A 16405-nucleotide genomic window follows, 5' to 3' on the forward strand; every position below is an offset into this window, starting at 1 on the left:
GAAGCCGGGCGTAACCTGCCCTTCATCGATTCCACCGGCACCGGAGAACACGCGATGAAGGACATCATCGAAGGCTTCCTGAAGTTCCAGCGCGACGCGTATCCGGCGCGCGCCGCGCTGTTTCGCGATCTCGCGCGCAGCCAGCACCCGCGGGCGCTGTTCATCTCGTGCTCGGACAGCCGGCTCGTGCCGGAGCTCGTCACGCAGCGCGAACCGGGCGACCTGTTCGTGATCCGCAACGCGGGCAACATCGTGCCGTCGTACGGCCCGGAGCCGGGCGGCGTGTCGGCGTCGGTCGAATATGCGGTCGCCGCGCTGCGCGTGACCGACGTCGTGATCTGCGGGCATTCCGATTGCGGCGCGATGACCGCGATCGCGACCTGCCAGTGCATGGACCACATGCCGGCGGTCGGCCACTGGCTGCGCTATGCCGATTCGGCGCGGGTCGTGAACGAGGCGCGCACGCATCGCAGCGAGCGCGAGCGGATCGACTCGATGGTGCGCGAGAACGTCGTCGCGCAACTGGCCAACCTGAAGACGCACCCCGCCGTGCGGCTCGCGCTCGAAGAAGGGCGTCTCGCGCTGCACGGGTGGGTCTACGACATCGAATCGGGCTGCATCGACGCCTACGACGGCGCGAGCGGCCGCTTCGTGTCCCTCGCGGACCATCCCGGCGTCCGCGCCACCCCGCGACGCTGCCCGTCGCGGCCTGAGTCGCTCCTGCTCTCACTCCACTACGAGGAATTGCCATGATCCAGTCCCAGCACAGTCAGACGGCGCGTCACGCGCTGGCGGAAACCGTCGTCCTCGCGAAGGCGCGCAAGAACCTGTCGTTCGCGCAGCTTACCGAAGGCACGGGCCTGAGCGAAGCGTTCGTCACGGCCGCGCTGCTCGGCCAGCATGCGCTGCCGGCCGATGCGGCGCGCGTCGTCGCCGACAAGCTCGGCCTCGACGACGACGCGGTGCTGCTGCTGCAGTCGATTCCGCTGCGCGGCAGCATCGACGATCGCGTGCCGACCGACCCGACCATCTACCGTTTCTACGAAATGCTGCAGGTGTACGGCACGACGCTGAAGGCGCTCGTGCACGAGAAGTTCGGCGACGGCATCATCAGCGCGATCAATTTCCGGCTCGACGTGAAGAAGGTCGACGATCCCGAAGGCGGTTCGCGCGCGGTGATCACGCTCGACGGCAAGTACCTGCCGACCAAGCCGTTCTGACGCCTGCACGGCACCGCTGCAACGGTGTCGCGCAGTATCGCCCGACGTGCGCCGGCCGGCGCACGTTCCCGCCATGTCGATTCAACGAGGACACACCCATGGATTTTGTGAAACGCACGATCGATCTCGCGATGAAGAACGTGGAAGAGGGCGGTCGCCCGTTCGCGACGGTGATCGTCCGCGACGGCGAGATCGTCGCCGAGAGCCCGAACCTCGTCGCGCAGACCAGCGACCCGACCGCGCACGCGGAGATCCTCGCGGTGCGCGACGCGTGCCGCAAGCTCGGTACCGAGCACCTGACCGACTGCGAGATCTACATCCTCGCGAGCCCGTGCCCGATGTGCCTCGGCTCGCTGTACTACTGCAGCCCGAAGCGCGTGATCTACGTCACGACGCGCGAGGACTACGCGCCGTTCTATCGCGACGACCGCAAGTACTTCGAACTCGATACGCTTTATGCGGAATACGGGAAGCCGATCGGGGAACGCCGGTTGCCGATGGTGCAGCACAAGCACGACGGCGCGATCGACGTGTACCGGCGCTGGAAGGAATTGAACGCGAAGTGACGGGATGCGCGCGACGGTGGCGCGATTGTCACGGGCTGACGGTGGCGTTCGTTTACGGTGACATGAGCGCATGACAACGCGCTATAGTCGTGCGACGCCCGCCGCGGACACCGCACGCCCGGCGGTCTTTTTACGCACGCGTTCGCCTCGATGACAGCCCATCCCGACGTCACCCTTCAACTGACCGACACCGAGCAGCCGGCCGCCCGCGACTTCATCAGCCGCAAGCTCGGCGAATTCAACCATGCGATGACGGGGCGCGCCGATACGGCCGCGCTCGACGTCTACGTGACCGATCCCGCGACCGGCGAGGTATTGGGCGGCCTCACCGGCCGCACGTCGCTCGGCCTGTTCTTCATCGATCTGTTCTATCTGCCCGAATCGCTGCGCGGCGGCGGTTTCGGCAGCCGGTTGCTGCGCGAGGCCGAAGCGGAAGCGAAGCGGCGCGGTTGCGCGCGTGCGGTGCTGTACACGATCTCGTTCCAGGCACCCGATTTCTATCGGAAGCACGGTTACGAGACGTTCGGCGAAGTGCCATGCGAGCCGGAAGGCGCGGCGCGCGTGTTCATGGTCAAGGTGCTTTGAAGCAGTTCGCGTTGCGCGGCAAGCACGCTCGCGCAGCGCGAAAGTCGGTATCCGGGCGTCGGCATCGGGCGCGGGGCGGCATCGCTGAATGCCCGCTCCGCGCCGGCGGGGACCGGCTCCGTACGAACCCGCACGGGGCGCATGCCACGCGTATCAGCAATGCTCCAGCGCGTACGACAGGTCGGCGATCAGATCGTCCGGATGTTCGAGCCCGACCGACACGCGAATCAACCCTTCCGACACGCCCGCCGCGGCGCGCGCCTCGGCCGCCACGCCCGAATGCGTCGTCGACGCCGGATGGCAGATCAGCGACTCCGTGCCGCCGAGACTGACCGCGGACTTGAAGAGCGTCAGGTGGTTGATGAACCTGAAGGCCTGCTCGCGGCCGCCGTCGAGGATGAACGCGAACGTCGAGCCGGGCCCGCTGCACTGACGCTGGTAGACGGCCTGGTAGGCCGGATCGTCGATGAGCTCGGGGTGCAGCACGCGCACCGGCCGATACGGATTGTCGGCGAGCCAGCGCGCGACGGCGCTGCCGCTGCGCGCGGCCTGCTGCATGCGCAGCACGAGCGTTTCCATCGAGCGCGTGATCATCCACGACGAATGCGGGTCGAGCTGCGAGCCGAGCGTGCTGCGGAACGAGCGGATCTTCGTGATCAGGGCGCGGGTGCCGGTGACGCCGCCGGCGACGAGGTCGCTATGCCCGCCGATGTATTTCGTCAGCGAGTACACGCTCAGGTCGATGCCCTGGCGCGACGGCTTCTGGTACAGCGGCCCGAGCAGCGTGTTGTCGCAGACCGACAGCGGGCGATAGCCGTGGCGAGCCTCGAACGCATCGATCTCGCTGCGCAGCCCTTCGAGGTCGAACAGCGCGTTGGTCGGGTTGGCGGGCGTCTCGATGTAGCACATCCGCACGTGCCCCTTCTGCGCGGCCGCTTCGAGCGCGGCGCGGATCGCACGGGTGGACAGCCCGTCGGCGATTACCTCGGAGCGAATGCCCCACTCGGGCAGGAACTTCGAGATCAGCGTTTCGGTGCCGCCGTACAGCGGCACGGACTGGACGACGCAGTCGCCCGGCCGCAGGAACGTCAGCAGGATCGCGGCGATCGCGGACATGCCGCTCGACGTCACGACGGCGGCTTCGGAATCGTCGAGCAGCGCGAGGCGATCCTCGACGATCTCGAGGTTCGGGTGATTGAACCGGCTGTAGACGAGGCCCGCGCTTTCACCTTCGGGCAAAGGCTTGCGCCCGGCCACGACGTCGAAGAATTCGGCGCCGTCCTCGGCCGTGCGGAACGCGAACGTCGACGTGAGGAACACGGGCGGCTTCACCGACCCTTCCGACAGGAACGGATCGTAACCGTACGACATCATCTGGGTTTCGGGATGGAGTTCCCGGTCTGCAATCTTGCGCTTGTGGTAGTTGCGATAGGCCATGCAGTGCTCCGTGCGGGGTGGTGAGGAACAGCCGTTGCAGCGGCGGCATGACGCGTGCGGCGCCGGGTAGGCACCGGTCGTCGCGACCGCGTGTGGCGATACTACCCCGAAGGCGCTGCTTCGTGACGCACCCCTGACACTATCGTCAGGGTGCGGCCCGCTCGACGATCATGTCGTACAGCGCCCGCGCGGCGGGCGACAGTTGTGCGTTCCGCCGCATGACGAGCACGAGCGTGCGCGACACCGACGGCTCGACGAGCTCGATCGTGCGGATCATCGGATACGCATTCTTCTGGATCGCGAGCTTCGGCACGATGGCCGCGCCGAGCCCTTCCGCGACGAGCCCGAGCGCCGTCGAACTGCGCTGCACCTCGTAGAACGAATGCAGCGACACACCGCTCGTCTTCAGCGCGCCTTCGAGCAGCCCGCGATTGCCGCTCACTTCGCCGGCGAAGATCAGCGGATGCGGCTGCAGCGCCGTCCAGCGGATGCGCCGCCGCTTCGCGAGCGGATGATCGTCGCGGCACACGAGCACATAAGGATCGTGCGTGAGCGGCACGCTGACGAGTTCCGGGTGCTGGTCGCCGGCGATGCTGATGCCGAATTCGGCCTCGCGCCGCAGCACCGCCTGCAGCACCGACGCCGACGCATGATCGAGAATCTTCACGCGATCGTGCGGCCGGTGCCCGGAGAACGCGCGCAGGATGCGCGGCAGGTATTGCACGCCGACCGTCGGCACGCACGCGATCGTGACGTCGCCGCGCTGGCTCAGGCCCGTCTCGCGGATTTCGGTCAATGCGTCGGACAGTTCGTTCAGCAGCCGGCGCGCCTGCGGCAGGAAACGCCGGCCGATCTCGGTCAGCGTGGTGCGGCGCGTCGTGCGTTCGACCAGCGCGACGCCGAGATACGCTTCGAGCTTGCGTAGCCGCTGCGTGATCGCCGTTTGCGTGACGTGCAGCGTATCGGCTGCCTGCCTGAAGCTGCCGCCCTCGGCGATCGCGACGAAAGCCTGGACACCGAGCGTATCGATCTTCATCAGAATTTTGAATCAATCACGATATTAAATTCATTTTACTGAATGTCGCCGGCCGTCGCAGAATGCGCTGCATCGGCGGCCTGCGGCATTCCCTTACGCGGAAGCGCGGCGGCCGCTCATGCCGACAAGGAGATCTATCGTGACGACCCCGCTCGATCAATACGCTAACCAATACGTGCAGTTCGAGGACGAACGCACGCGCCCCGTGCGCGATCTGCTGGCCGCCGTGCCGAATACACCGATCCGCACCGCGATCGATATCGGCTGCGGGCCGGGCAATTCGACGGAAGCGTTGATCGCACGCGCACCGGACGCGACGATCCACGGGATCGATGCGTCGGCGGACATGATCGCGGCCGCGCGCAAGCGCCTGCCGGCGCTGCGTTTCGACCTTGCCGATGTCACGACCTGGGACGACCCGGGCGGCTATGACCTGATCCTGTCGAATGCGGTGCTGCAATGGGTGCCCGCGCACGACACGCTGTTCCCGATGCTCGTCGGCCGCCTCGCGCCGGGTGGCCATCTCGCGGTGCAGATGCCCGACAATCTTGACGAACCGGCGCATCGGCTGATGCGCGAAGTCGCCGCGGCCGGGCCGTGGGCCGACAAGCTGAAAGGCGCGGCGCGCACCGAGCGGTTCGATGCACGCTATTACCATGCGTTGCTCGCGCCGCTGTGTTCGCGCGTGGACGTGTGGCGCACGACCTATTACCACCTGCTGCGCGGCGGCGCGGATGCGGTCGTCGAATGGTTCAAGGGCAGTGCATTGCGGCCGTTCCTCGCGGCGCTCGACGCGTCCGAGCAGCGCGCGTTTGTCGCGCGCTATCGCGATGCGCTGGCCGGGCCGGATGGTTATCCGGTGCAGGACGACGGCGCTGTGCTGCTGCCGTTTCCGCGCCTGTTCATCGTGGCGACGCGCAAGTAACGCGGCAGTGACATTGCGCTGACGCGACGAATGGCGGCGCGTCAGCGCACCGGCTGCACTGATGCCGGGTCGACCGTGCGGCTTCGCGCGGTCTGCCCGTCGCGCAGGTCCTTGTACCAGAACAGCGCGACTTCCCCGGCGTTCTCGCCACCGGCGTACAGGAAGCGGTCGTGGCCGCCGAGCGCGAAGCCCGCGCGCGCATACGTCGAGCACGCCGCGACGTTGTTCGCCTGCGTTTCGAGCCGGATGAAGCTGAACCCGTGGCTGCGCGCCCACGCTTCCGCGGCCGCCAGCAGGAGCTGCCCGATGCCCTGGCGTCGGCAGTGGCGGTCGACGGCCAACTCCGCGATCTCGGCCATGCCGTTCCAGCTTTCCTCGATCGCGACAAACCCGGCGAGCCGCTCGCCGGCCGTCGCGCGAAACAGCGCCGTTCGGCCCGACGCTTCGCTCGCCCAGCCAGCCGGATCGAAGCCGTAGTCCTTGCGCCGCGCTGGCAGCGCGCGAAGATCGAGCAAGTCCTGATACGGCGCATTCAATTCCCACGCGATGTCGAACGAGAAATCGGATTCGTTCAGCTCGTCGGCGGCAAGCGCGAGCGTTGGTTCGATGCTGATGTGTTCGACTCGGTCCATAGGTCGGTGTCCTGTCTTCGGCGGGATGACGTGATGGTATCCGTGATGCGATCGTCGGTGCGATGAATGCGCGCCGTATCGCGTCCTTGTCGTTGCTTCGTTCACTGCGCCGGGACGCCGACGCGGCGGCTCGGGTCAGCGCGGGATGGCCGGCGGTGCGCCGCCGTCGCGCGATCCGGCGGCGGGGAGCACGGCGGTGGCCGAACCCCACGCGGCGAGTTCGCGCTTCGTGCGCACGCCGAGCTTCGCGAATGCGCGCTTCACGTACGACTCGGCCGACGCGACGCGCACGCCGAGAATGCCGGCGGTTTCCGGCACGGTCTTGCCCGAGAGCAGATGCTTGCAGGTTTCGTATTCGCGCTTCGACAGCTTCACGCCGTCGGCCGCGAGACGCGCATCGAACTGCGCGAGCGGATGGAGGTCGGGCGTCGCGTGCGCGATGCGCCGCGCGGCGGTGGTCGACGCATGCAGTTCGAGCAGCGGAAACAGCATGTCGCTGATGCTGCGGAAGCGGTTCATCTCGGCGAGCGTGAACGGCGGCCGGTCGCGGCCGCGCTCCAGCGCGATCGAATGCTGCGAATAGCGGGTGCCGCGTGCGAGCACGCATTCATGCCCGATATGCACGTCGTCGAACAGCCGCTGGCGAAATTCTCCGGGCGGGATTGCCGCGACGTCGCGCACGACGAGCATCGTGCCCGTCTTGCCGCGCAGCCCCGCGAACAGCGGGTCGCTGTCGAGAAAGCGCTCGTAGTAGAGCGTCATCACGTCGGAGATGTCGGTGGCCGCGGCGCCGATGCCGCTGCTGCCGATCCATTCGCAACGATAGCCTGTGGGCATCGTGCCATCGACGCGCGAGCGTTCGACGTGCGCGACGTCGAGCGGTACGACGTCGTTCAGCAGTTGCGTGAGGCGCGGCACGAAGTGCGGCGTGCCGACCGTCTCGATCAGCTCGCCCAATGCCTTGAACGATAGGTTGACACGATCGTCGTCGCGGTGGATGGCGTTCACGTTGAGCAGCATGCGGTTCCCAAGGGCCTGTTCCGCCCGTGACGCGCGTTCCATTGATACGAAAAAAGCATGGGTTCGGCTTGCCGTCGGAAGGGGGCCGCAAGCCCGTTATCAGCGGGGCCGGCCGTTGAAGCGGCTGGATTCCCGCGTTTGCCGCGAAGGACGCCATCAGCGGGAAATGCCGGCAGGCGTCCTGTCGATCCGTTCGCCCCGTAAAACGTCGCGCGTCACCCGGAAGAGGGTATACCGGGGCAGTGTAAACGAGTCGGTGCGCCTGCGCCTTTTTCGTGTGCGTCTATGCGTCGATACGCTCCACCTTGCCGACGAGCAGCCCGTACGACAGGCTACCGGCGAGCGCCATCGCGGCGATGTAGGTGGTCGCGTGCCCCGCCGTGCCGCCCCGCAGCGCGGCGACACAGGGAAGCGGGTGGAATCGCGCGAAGCGTGTCATGAGCGGTTGTCGTGGCGAAGGAGCGCGCGCAGGCGACCGGTCAGCCGTGCGTGCTGTCGTCGCGATAGCCGTTCTTGCCGACGAAGATCTCCTTCAGCGCGGCGCGCAGCGTGACCGGATCGTACTGTCCGGGCGCGAGATGGATCACATAACGCGTCTGGCCGTCGAGGCGCGCGGCGACGCCGGGCTCGATCTCGACGTTGATCGTATCGTCGGTCAGCCGCACCGACAGATCCTTGACGCGTACGTTGAGCTGGTCGCGCACCATCACTTCGATCAGCGTGTCGTCCGGAAAGCGCGACAGCGCAAAGCAATAGTCCTGCTCCGCATCGTGACAGTAGATGTTGGCGAAGCTTTCGTCATCGTCGAGATCGGGCGTGGCCGCGCCGACGGTAGCGTGAAGTTCCCTGAGCATCGATTCCTGCTGAAGGCGTTATTTGTGAGCGTGCATCGTCGTTTCGGTCGCAGCCGTGGCGTCGAGCATCGCGTCGGCCTGTGCGTCGCGCGCCTTCAGCCACAGCCCGAATTCGCGCATCACGTCGACCACCGGCCGCAGCCGGTCGCCGTCCGCGGTCAGATCGTACTCGACGCGCACCGGCACTTCCGGATAGACGGTGCGCCGCACGAGCCCCGCGTCTTCCAGCGCGCGCAGGTCGAGCGTCAGCATGCGCTGCGATATGCCCGGCATGTCGCGCCGCAGGTCGCTGAAGCGGCGCGGCCCGTCGAGCAGATACGACACCAGCAGCAGCCGCCAGCGGCCGCCGAGCAGGCGCATCGCTTCTTCAACGGAACAACCTGTCGCACTCGTTTTCATCGTGCCGAATCCTGGTCGGTAAATTTTTTGTGACTACGGCACAAACGACTGCCGTCTTCCCAGCGCTGCGCCGATGCGAGATATTAGCGCCCGCGTCGCGGCGAATCGATACATGGACAACCCACGGAGGAAACGCTTGAAGCTCTATCACGCTCCCGGCAGCTGTTCGCAGGCTATTTGCATCGTACTGCGCGAAGGCGGATTCGACGCCGAGATCGTCAAGGTCGACGCGCGCAAGCATGTCGTCGACGGCGGCCGCGATTACTACGACGTGACCGAACTCGGCTACGTGCCGCTGCTCGAGCTCGACGACGGCACGATGCTGCGCGAAGGGCCGGTGATCGCCCAGTATCTCGCGGACCAGCGCCCGGCGGCTGCGCTTGCGCCCGCTTACGGCACGCTCGCGCGCTACCGGCTGATGGAATGGCTGAACTTTCTCGGCACCGAGATCCACAAGGGGTTCATCCCGCTGCTGTATGCGGTGCAGGCGGGGAAGTACGTCGAGCCCGTACGGCAGAAGCTCGACGGTCGCTTCGCGTGGATCGACCGCCAGCTCGACGGCAGGACGTTCGTTACCGGCGACACGTTCACGGTCGCCGATGCGTACCTGTTCGCGCTGACCGGCTGGGGCAAGGCCGACTGGATGCGTTCCGTGTACAACGCGGATATCGACCTGAGCCGGCATGCGCATCTGCGTGCGTGGTACGAGCGGGTGCGCGCGCGGCCGGCGGTGCAGCAGGTGCTGGCGGCGGACAACCTGCTGCGATGACGCGCGGCGGCCGTGGCGCGGGAAGGCGCGTCGTTTCGCCGTCGCGACGCAGCGCCATGCCGCTGCGGCCCGCGCTATAATCGCCGCCATGAAACTGTTTCGGACCTTCATCCTGCTGCTGCTGTGCGCGGTGCTGCCCATCACTGGGCTGGCAGCCAGCGGCCTGACCGGTGAATGTCCAATGCAGCACACGATGTCGATGGAGGCGGATACGGGCATGAACATGGCCATGTCCGCCGACATGAACGGCTGCGATTCGATGCAGCCGTCCTCCGCCGATCACGCGAAGGCCAAAGCCAAGGGCACGGCCTGCAAGGTGACGGCCCAATGCCAGTTCGGCAGTCTCTACCACCCGGCCGCCCGCGCCGACGTCAGCCGTCCCGCCGCATTCGCCAGCACGATCGTCTTCCACTACACGCAGTCCGTCCCGGCTCGCGACCCGAACGGGTTGTGGCGCCCGCCACGCATCAGCTGATCCCGATTTGACCGGTTCGCCGCGTACGCGGTGAGGTTCGTCCTGCGCGCAGGACGTGGAATCCCTTTGGGTTCCGATTTGGGGTTACACCATGTCATTCGCTTTCCGCACGCGGCGCATGCCGCGTGCACGTCGGCGCGCGCCCGTACCGTGGGCCGCGCTGCTGGTGGCCGGCGCCGTTCACGCGCAGCAGGCGCCGCTGACGCTGGACGCCGCGCTACAGGCCGCCACCGATCGTTCCGCGTCGATGCAGGCCGCACAGGCTTCCGTGCTCGCGCGTTCCGAAGCGGCCGTCAGGGCCGGGCAGTTGCCGGACCCGATGCTCAAGGCCGGTATCGACAACCTGCCGGTCAACGGCGGGCAGCGCTTCACCGTCGGCCAGGACTTCATGACGATGCGCCGCATCGGCATCGAGCAGGAATGGGTGTCCGGCGACAAGCGGCGGCTGCGTACCGCGCTGGCCGACGAACAGGTCGGCCGCGAGCGCGCCGGCTATCTCGTGCAACTGGCGGCCGTGCGCCGGCAGACCGCGACGGCGTGGCTGGATGCCGTCTATGCGAAGCAGGCGCTCGCGCTTCAGCAGGCGCTGCTCGGTCACATGAACCATGAACTCGACGCGACGCAGGCGTCGTATCGCGGCGCGAAGGCGAGCGCGGGCGACGTCGTGCAGGCCCGCGCGATGCTCGCTCGGACGCAGGACCAGGTGCTCAAGGCGCAGCAGGCGTATCGCACCGCGCTTGTCGCGTTGGGCCGCTGGACGGCGGCGCCCGTGACGGACGTGGCAGGTACGCCGCCCGCGCCCGAATCCTTCGTATCGTCGTTGCCGCCGGACGAGCTGCGCCTGTCGCAGCCGGCACTCGTCGCCGCCGCGAACGATATCGCGGTGGCCGAAGCCGACGCCGCGGTCGCGACCAGCGAGCGCAACCCCAACTGGACATGGGAAATCGCATACCAGCAGCGCGGCGGCGCGTATTCGAACATGGTGTCGATCGGCGTCTCCATTCCGCTGCCGCTCGATCGCAAGAATCGCCAGAACCGCGACGTCGCCGAAAAGGCGGCGCTCGCGACGAAGGCGCGCCTGATGTACGAGGACACGTTGCGCCAGGTACAGGCCGACATCCGCACGCAATCCGACACGCTGGCGAGCGGCCGCGAACGTATCGCGCAGCTGGGCGCCGCGCTGTTGCCGGCCGCCGAGCAGCGCGTGCAGCTCGCGACGGCCGCGTACCGGGCCGGCACGGGGTCGCTCGCCGACACGTTCGCCGCGCGGCGTGCGCAACTCGATGCGCAGTTGCAGGTGCTCGATCTCAGGCGCGAGGTCTCGCAGACCTGGGCGCAGCTCGAATATCAGGTCGTGCCGTCGGCGATGGCCGCCGCGCAGTGAAGGAGACGCTCATGACAAGGCAATCACTGATGCGTGCGGCGCTGATCGCGTCCGCCGGTGCGGCGCTCGCGGGCGCCGGCTATTTCGCGGGCGTTCGCCATGCTGCGGACGACGCGGCGCCGCGCGCCATGCCCGCCGCCGCGCCGTCGGACGCGCCGGCGCAGCAGGCCGCACGCAAGGTGCTGTACTGGCACGACCCGATGGTGCCGAACCAGCACTTCGACAAACCGGGCAAATCGCCGTTCATGGACATGCAGTTGCAGCCGGTCTATGCGGACGAAGGCGGTGCCGCGGCGGGCATCCGGATCGATCCGGGCCTGCAGCAGAACCTCGGCATCCGCTATGCGACCGTGCGTCGGCAGCAGACGGCGGCCGGCTTCGACGCGGTAGGCACCACGCAGTTCGACGAAGCGCGCGCGACGGTCGTGCAGTCGCGTGTGACGGGCTACATCGATCGTCTGTACGCGCGTGCGCCGATGCAGCGCATCGCGAAGGGCGCGCCGGTCGCATCGCTGTTCGTGCCCGACTGGCTCGCGCCGCAGGAGGAGTATCTCGCGCTGAAGCGCGGCGGGATGGACGGCAGCCTGCTCGATGCGGCGCGCGCACGGATGCGGGCGCTGTCGATCCCGGACGGGATGATCGCGGCCCTCGACCGCACCGGCCGCGCGCAGACGCACGTCGTGCTGAGCGCGCCGGAAACCGGCGTCGTCAGCGAGCTGAACGTGCGCGACGGCGCGACGGTCGCGCCCGGTCAGACACTCGTGAAGATCGCCGGGCTGTCGACGCTGTGGCTGATCGTCGAAGTGCCGGAAGCGCTCGCCTTGAACGTGCAGCCGGGGATGTCGGTCGACGCGACGTTCGCGGGCGATCCGGCCCGGCATTTCAGCGGACGCATCCGCGAAGTGCTGCCCGGCATCAGCACGGGCAGCCGGACGCTGCAGGCGCGCGTGGAGATCGACAACGCATCGCTGAAGCTCACGCCCGGCATGCTGATGCGCGTGCGGGTCGCCGCGAACGAGACGGTGTCGCGCCTGCTCGTGCCGTCCGAGGCGGTGATCGCGACCGGCCAGCGCACGATCGTCATCGCGAAGCACGGCGACGGCCGGCTGCAGCCGGTGTCGGTGACGGTCGGCAACGACGTCGGCGGCGACACGGAAGTGCTCGACGGGCTGAACGAAGGCGACACGGTCGTCGCGTCGGGGCAGTTCCTGATCGATTCGGAAGCCAGCCTGAAAAGCGTGTTGCCGCGGCTCGCGCGGGCGGCAGGGGTGAGTTCGGCCGCGTCGTCCGCGACGGCAACCGCGCCGGTCTACGAAACCACCGGCAAGGTGGAGAAGGTCACGGCCGACGACATCACGTTCTCGCATCAGCCGGTGCCGGCGCTTGGCTGGGGCGCGATGACGATGGCGTTCGGCAAGCCGTCGGCGCACGCGTTTCCGGACGTGAAGCCGGGCCAGACCGTGCGCTTCGCGTTCACGCAGGCCGACGACGGCTACCGGCTGACGAAGGTCGAGCCGCAGGGAGGCGAGCGATGATCGCGCGCATCATTCACTGGTCCGTCCATCACCGGTTTCTGGTGCTGCTGGCCACCGTGCTGCTCGCGGCATGGGGCGTGCATTCGCTGCGACAGACGCCGCTCGACGCATTGCCCGACCTGTCGGACACGCAGGTGATCGTGAAGGCGTCGTATCCGGGCAAGGCGCCGCAGGTCGTCGAGGATCAGGTGACCTATCCGCTGACGACGACGCTGCTCGGCGTGCCGGGCGCGAAAACCGTGCGCGCGTACTCGTCGTTCGGCGACGCGTTCGTCTACGTGCTGTTCGACGACCGCACCGATCCGTACTGGGCGCGTTCGCGTGTGCTCGAATACCTGAGCCAGGTGCAGAGCCGGCTGCCGGCGGGCGCGACCGTGTCGCTTGGGCCCGATGCGACCGGCGTCGGCTGGGTATACGAATACGCGCTCGTCGATCGCACCGGCCGTCACGATCTCGGCCAACTGCGCGCGCTCAACGACTGGTTCCTGAAGTTCGAGCTGAAGGCCGTGCCGGACGTATCGGAAGTGGCGAGCATCGGCGGCATGGTGCGCCAGTACCAGGTCGTGCTGGATCCGGACAAGCTGCGCGCGTACGGCATCACGCAGGCGGCGGTCGCGGAGGCGCTGGGCAAGGCCAACCAGGCGTCCGGCGGCTCGGTCGTCGAGCTGGCCGAGTCGGAATACATCGTGCGGTCGTCCGGCTACCTGCGCACGCTAGACGATTTTCGTCACGTCGTGCTGCGCACCGACGACACCGGCACGCCGGTCCTGCTCGGCGACGTCGCGCGCATCCAGGTCGGCCCGGCGATGCGGCGCGGCATCGCGGAACTGAACGGGCAGGGCGAGGTGACGGGCGGCGTCGTCGTGATGCGCTCGGGCAAGAACGCGCTGACGACGATCGACGCGGTGAAGGCGAAGCTCGCCGACCTGAAGCGCTCGCTGCCGCCGGGCGTCGAGATCGTCACGACCTACGACCGTTCGCAACTGATCGTGCGTGCGGTCGACAACCTGACGGACAAGCTGATCGAGGAATTCGTCATCGTCGGCATCGTCTGCGCGGTGTTCCTGTTTCATCTGCGCAGTGCGCTGGTCGCGATCCTGTCGCTGCCGCTCGGCGTGCTGGCCGCGTTCATCGTGATGCGCTACCAGGGCGTGAATGCGAACCTGATGTCGCTCGGCGGGATCGCGATCGCGATCGGTGCGATGATCGACGCGGCGATCGTGATGATCGAGAACGCGCACAAGCATCTGGAAGCGTACGACCGCGCGCATCCCGGCGAGCCGATCACGGCCGCACGCCGCCGGGAACTCGTCGCGGCGTCGGCCGCGGAGGTCGGACCCGCGCTGTTCTTCTCGCTGCTGATCATCACGCTGTCGTTCATTCCGGTGTTTTCGCTGGAAGGGCAGGAGGGCAAGCTGTTCGCGCCGCTTGCGTTCACGAAGACCTACACGATCGCCGCCGCCGCCGGGCTGTCGGTGACGCTGGTGCCGGTGCTGATGGGCTATCTGGTGCGCGGCCGCATTCCGCACGAACACGCGAACCCGATCAACCGCGTGCTGATCCGCCTGTACCGGCCGCTGCTCGAAGCGACGCTGCGGCGCCCGTGGGCCGCGATCGGCGTCGCGGTCGTCGCGCTCGTGCTGACGGCCGTGCCGTTGTCGCGGCTCGGCGGCGAATTCATGCCGCCGCTCGACGAAGGCGATTTGCTGTACATGCCGACCGCGCTGCCGGGCATCTCGGCGGACAAGGCGAGCGAACTGCTGCAGCAGACCGACCGGCTGATCAAGACCGTGCCCGAGGTCGACACGGTGTTCGGCAAGTCGGGCCGCGCCGATTCGGCGACCGACCCGGCGCCGCTCGAGATGTTCGAGACGACGATCCGCTTCAAGCCGCGCAGCGCGTGGCGGCCGGGCATGACGCCGGAGAAGCTCGTCGACGAACTCGACCGGACGGTGAAGGTGCCCGGGCTGTCGAACGTATGGGTGCCGCCGATCCGCAACCGGCTCGACATGCTGTCCACCGGAATCAAGACGCCGGTCGGCGTGAAGATTTCCGGGCCGGACCTCGCGGGAATCGACGCGATCGCGACGCAGGTCGAGGCGGCCGTGAAGCGCGTGCCGGGCGTGACGTCCGCGCTCGCGGAACGGCTGAACGGCGGCCGCTACGTCGACGTCGACGTCGACCGGCTCGCCGCCGCGCGTTACGGGCTGTCGGTGGCCGATATCCAGTCGGTCGTATCGTCGGCGATCGGCGGCGAGGATGTCGGCGAAGTGATCGCCGGGCGCGAGCGCTTCCCCATCAACATCCGCTATCCGCGCGAGATTCGCGATTCGCTCGAGAACCTGCGGCAACTGCCGATCGTCACCGCGCGCGGCGCGCAGATCCGCCTCGGCGACGTCGCGCACGTCGCGATCGCCGACGGGCCGCCGATGATCCGCAGCGAGAACGCACGGCTGTCCGGCTACGTGTACGTCGATCTCCGCGGTACCGACCTGAGCACGGCCGTCCGTGCGATGCAGAAGACCGTCGCGCAACAGGTCGCGTTGCCGCCGGGCTATTCGATCGCGTGGTCGGGGCAGTTCGAGTACCTCGAACGCGCGGCGGCGACGCTGCGCACCGTCGTGCCCGTCACGCTCGTCGTGATCTTCGTGCTGCTGTTCGTCACGTTCGATTCCGCGTCCGACGCGCTGCTGCTGATGTCGACGGTCCCGTTCGCGCTGGTCGGCGGGTTCTGGCTCGTGTGGGCGCTCGGCCATGCGGTGTCCGTCGCGACGTCGGTCGGTTTCATCGCACTGGCGGGCGTGGCCGCCGAATTCGGCGTCGTGATGCTGCTGTACCTGAAGGGCGCGCTGCAGCGCCGGCTCGATGCCGGCGAACCGCTGACCGATGCGTTGCTGCTCGACGCGATTCGCGAAGGCGCGGTGTTGCGCGTGCGGCCGAAGGCGATGACGGTCGCCGTCGTGCTCGCCGGGCTCGTGCCGATCATGCTCGGCCACGGCGCCGGCTCCGAAGTCATGCAGCGCATCGCCGCGCCGATGGTCGGCGGCATGGTCACGGCGCCGCTCCTGTCGATGTTCGTCATTCCCGCCGCGTGGCTTCTGCTTCAACGCCGTCGTGCGCGAAGCGCGGGCCCCACGCGGCATTCCGATGCAGTTCCTTCCGGCACGAACGTGCCATCCCTTCCCACCGGAGAATCACGATGAAGATGAATCAATTGATCGCCACTGCAGCCGCTGTCGTCGCGCTGAGTGCTTTCGCGGTACCGGCGTTTGCCGCCGGCGAGATGTCGGGCATGGACATGTCCGGCATGAAGATGTCGTCGGACGGCGCGGCGGAATCGAACGCCGCGCTGACCGACGCCGAAGTGAAGAAGGTCGATGCCGCGAGCGGCAAGATCACGCTGAAGCACGGCGCGCTGGAGAACGTCGGGATGCCGCCGATGACGATGGCATTCAAGGCGAAGGATGCGGCGATGCTCGCGCAAGCGCATGCGGGCGACAAGGTCAGGGTGCGGATCGAGAAGGTCGACGGCACGTTGACGATCGTCAAACTCGTCAAGGGTTCCTGA

At 67.7% G+C, this 16405-nt stretch carries 18 protein-coding genes; 11 read left to right on the top strand and 7 right to left on the bottom strand.

Annotation, left to right across the window (positions count from 1 at the left end; translation table 11 throughout):
• The first annotated feature begins 54 nt into the window (after positions 1-54).
• The 4 genes from CFB49_RS17325 to CFB49_RS17340 all read left to right on the top strand — a co-directional run bounded on the left by CFB49_RS17325 (position 55) and on the right by CFB49_RS17340 (position 2371).
• Positions 55-753: a carbonic anhydrase gene (locus CFB49_RS17325; protein ID WP_179234914.1), complete on the top strand. Its 699-nt coding sequence runs from the start codon at positions 55-57 to the stop codon at positions 751-753.
• Positions 750-1220 (top strand): cyanase, encoded by a 471-nt coding sequence (cynS, locus tag CFB49_RS17330; protein ID WP_089491865.1) that lies wholly within the window; start codon positions 750-752, stop codon positions 1218-1220. The genes CFB49_RS17325 and cynS overlap by 4 nt, the downstream gene beginning before the upstream one ends.
• Before the next feature lie 98 nt (positions 1221-1318).
• Positions 1319-1786: a nucleoside deaminase gene (locus CFB49_RS17335; RefSeq protein ID WP_089491866.1), complete on the top strand. Its 468-nt coding sequence runs from the start codon at positions 1319-1321 to the stop codon at positions 1784-1786.
• A 150-nt stretch (positions 1787-1936) separates the two neighbouring features.
• Positions 1937-2371, top strand: a complete 435-nt coding sequence (locus CFB49_RS17340) for a GNAT family N-acetyltransferase (protein ID WP_089435884.1) — start codon at positions 1937-1939, stop codon at positions 2369-2371.
• A 153-nt stretch (positions 2372-2524) separates the two neighbouring features.
• Here the strand turns inward: CFB49_RS17340 and CFB49_RS17345 are convergent, their stop codons facing one another.
• Positions 2525-3808 carry a cystathionine gamma-synthase family protein gene (locus tag CFB49_RS17345; RefSeq protein ID WP_089491867.1) on the bottom strand — a complete coding sequence of 428 codons (1284 nt, stop codon included), beginning with the start codon at positions 3806-3808 and terminating at the stop codon, positions 2525-2527.
• Positions 3809-3953: 145 nt separating this feature from the next.
• Positions 3954-4844 (bottom strand): LysR family transcriptional regulator, encoded by an 891-nt coding sequence (locus CFB49_RS17350; RefSeq protein ID WP_089491868.1) that lies wholly within the window; start codon positions 4842-4844, stop codon positions 3954-3956.
• A gap of 139 nt (positions 4845-4983) precedes the next feature.
• Between CFB49_RS17350 and tam the strand changes: the two genes are divergently transcribed.
• Positions 4984-5769, top strand: coding sequence for a trans-aconitate 2-methyltransferase (gene tam, locus CFB49_RS17355; RefSeq protein ID WP_089491869.1), 786 nt, complete (start codon positions 4984-4986; stop codon positions 5767-5769).
• Between the two features lie 41 nt (positions 5770-5810).
• On the opposite strand, the gene CFB49_RS17360 is transcribed toward tam, so the two are convergent.
• The 5 genes from CFB49_RS17360 to CFB49_RS17375 form a co-directional block, all read right to left on the bottom strand.
• Positions 5811-6401 carry a GNAT family N-acetyltransferase gene (locus CFB49_RS17360; protein WP_089491870.1) on the bottom strand — a complete coding sequence of 197 codons (591 nt, stop codon included), beginning with the start codon at positions 6399-6401 and terminating at the stop codon, positions 5811-5813.
• Between the two features lie 135 nt (positions 6402-6536).
• A complete protein-coding gene (locus tag CFB49_RS17365; RefSeq protein WP_089492764.1) occupies positions 6537-7421 on the bottom strand; it encodes a helix-turn-helix transcriptional regulator in 885 nt (294 codons plus the stop codon).
• Positions 7422-7704: 283 nt separating this feature from the next.
• Entirely contained in the window at positions 7705-7860 is a 156-nt protein-coding gene (locus tag CFB49_RS36345; RefSeq protein WP_176730212.1) for a hypothetical protein, read from the bottom strand.
• Between the two features lie 40 nt (positions 7861-7900).
• Positions 7901-8275, bottom strand: a complete 375-nt coding sequence (locus tag CFB49_RS17370) for a hypothetical protein (RefSeq protein ID WP_089491871.1) — start codon at positions 8273-8275, stop codon at positions 7901-7903.
• Between the two features lie 18 nt (positions 8276-8293).
• On the bottom strand, positions 8294-8674 hold the full coding sequence (locus CFB49_RS17375; protein ID WP_089435889.1) for a winged helix-turn-helix transcriptional regulator: 381 nt from the start codon (positions 8672-8674) through the stop codon (positions 8294-8296).
• A 136-nt stretch (positions 8675-8810) separates the two neighbouring features.
• On the opposite strand from CFB49_RS17375, the gene CFB49_RS17380 reads away from it, so the two are divergent.
• The 6 genes from CFB49_RS17380 to CFB49_RS17405 all read left to right on the top strand — a co-directional run bounded on the left by CFB49_RS17380 (position 8811) and on the right by CFB49_RS17405 (position 16405).
• Positions 8811-9443, top strand: coding sequence for a glutathione S-transferase C-terminal domain-containing protein (locus CFB49_RS17380; protein WP_069619019.1), 633 nt, complete (start codon positions 8811-8813; stop codon positions 9441-9443).
• A gap of 88 nt (positions 9444-9531) precedes the next feature.
• Positions 9532-9918: a hypothetical protein gene (locus CFB49_RS17385; RefSeq protein ID WP_089491872.1), complete on the top strand. Its 387-nt coding sequence runs from the start codon at positions 9532-9534 to the stop codon at positions 9916-9918.
• Positions 9919-10009: 91 nt separating this feature from the next.
• Positions 10010-11302, top strand: a complete 1293-nt coding sequence (locus CFB49_RS17390) for a TolC family protein (protein WP_089491873.1) — start codon at positions 10010-10012, stop codon at positions 11300-11302.
• Between the two features lie 11 nt (positions 11303-11313).
• Entirely contained in the window at positions 11314-12837 is a 1524-nt protein-coding gene (locus CFB49_RS17395; RefSeq protein WP_089437036.1) for an efflux RND transporter periplasmic adaptor subunit, read from the top strand.
• On the top strand, positions 12834-16040 hold the full coding sequence (locus tag CFB49_RS17400; protein ID WP_089491874.1) for an efflux RND transporter permease subunit: 3207 nt from the start codon (positions 12834-12836) through the stop codon (positions 16038-16040). Before CFB49_RS17395 ends, CFB49_RS17400 begins: the two co-directional genes overlap by 4 nt.
• Complete coding sequence (locus CFB49_RS17405) at positions 16037-16405, top strand: copper-binding protein (RefSeq protein ID WP_069619015.1); 369 nt, start codon at positions 16037-16039, stop codon at positions 16403-16405. Before CFB49_RS17400 ends, CFB49_RS17405 begins: the two co-directional genes overlap by 4 nt.

This window comes from Burkholderia sp. AU17457, assembly GCF_002223255.1.
GTDB lineage: Bacteria > Pseudomonadota > Gammaproteobacteria > Burkholderiales > Burkholderiaceae > Burkholderia > Burkholderia sola.

Bases quoted from the DNA above. Each gene is read 5' to 3' on its own strand.
- CFB49_RS17325 (WP_179234914.1), top strand. From the start codon at position 55: ATGAAGGACATCATCGAAGGCTTCCTGAAGTTCCAGCGCGACGCGTAT.
- cynS (WP_089491865.1), top strand. From the start codon at position 750: ATGATCCAGTCCCAGCACAGTCAGACGGCGCGTCACGCGCTGGCGGAA.
- CFB49_RS17335 (WP_089491866.1), top strand. From the start codon at position 1,319: ATGGATTTTGTGAAACGCACGATCGATCTCGCGATGAAGAACGTGGAA.
- CFB49_RS17340 (WP_089435884.1), top strand. From the start codon at position 1,937: ATGACAGCCCATCCCGACGTCACCCTTCAACTGACCGACACCGAGCAG.
- CFB49_RS17345 (WP_089491867.1), bottom strand. From the start codon at position 3,808: ATGGCCTATCGCAACTACCACAAGCGCAAGATTGCAGACCGGGAACTC.
- CFB49_RS17350 (WP_089491868.1), bottom strand. From the start codon at position 4,844: ATGAAGATCGATACGCTCGGTGTCCAGGCTTTCGTCGCGATCGCCGAG.
- CFB49_RS17360 (WP_089491870.1), bottom strand. From the start codon at position 6,401: ATGGACCGAGTCGAACACATCAGCATCGAACCAACGCTCGCGCTTGCC.
- CFB49_RS17365 (WP_089492764.1), bottom strand. From the start codon at position 7,421: ATGCTGCTCAACGTGAACGCCATCCACCGCGACGACGATCGTGTCAAC.
- CFB49_RS36345 (WP_176730212.1), bottom strand. From the start codon at position 7,860: ATGACACGCTTCGCGCGATTCCACCCGCTTCCCTGTGTCGCCGCGCTG.
- CFB49_RS17370 (WP_089491871.1), bottom strand. From the start codon at position 8,275: ATGCTCAGGGAACTTCACGCTACCGTCGGCGCGGCCACGCCCGATCTC.
- CFB49_RS17375 (WP_089435889.1), bottom strand. From the start codon at position 8,674: ATGAAAACGAGTGCGACAGGTTGTTCCGTTGAAGAAGCGATGCGCCTG.
- CFB49_RS17385 (WP_089491872.1), top strand. From the start codon at position 9,532: ATGAAACTGTTTCGGACCTTCATCCTGCTGCTGCTGTGCGCGGTGCTG.
- CFB49_RS17390 (WP_089491873.1), top strand. From the start codon at position 10,010: ATGTCATTCGCTTTCCGCACGCGGCGCATGCCGCGTGCACGTCGGCGC.
- CFB49_RS17395 (WP_089437036.1), top strand. From the start codon at position 11,314: ATGACAAGGCAATCACTGATGCGTGCGGCGCTGATCGCGTCCGCCGGT.
- CFB49_RS17400 (WP_089491874.1), top strand. From the start codon at position 12,834: ATGATCGCGCGCATCATTCACTGGTCCGTCCATCACCGGTTTCTGGTG.
- CFB49_RS17405 (WP_069619015.1), top strand. From the start codon at position 16,037: ATGAAGATGAATCAATTGATCGCCACTGCAGCCGCTGTCGTCGCGCTG.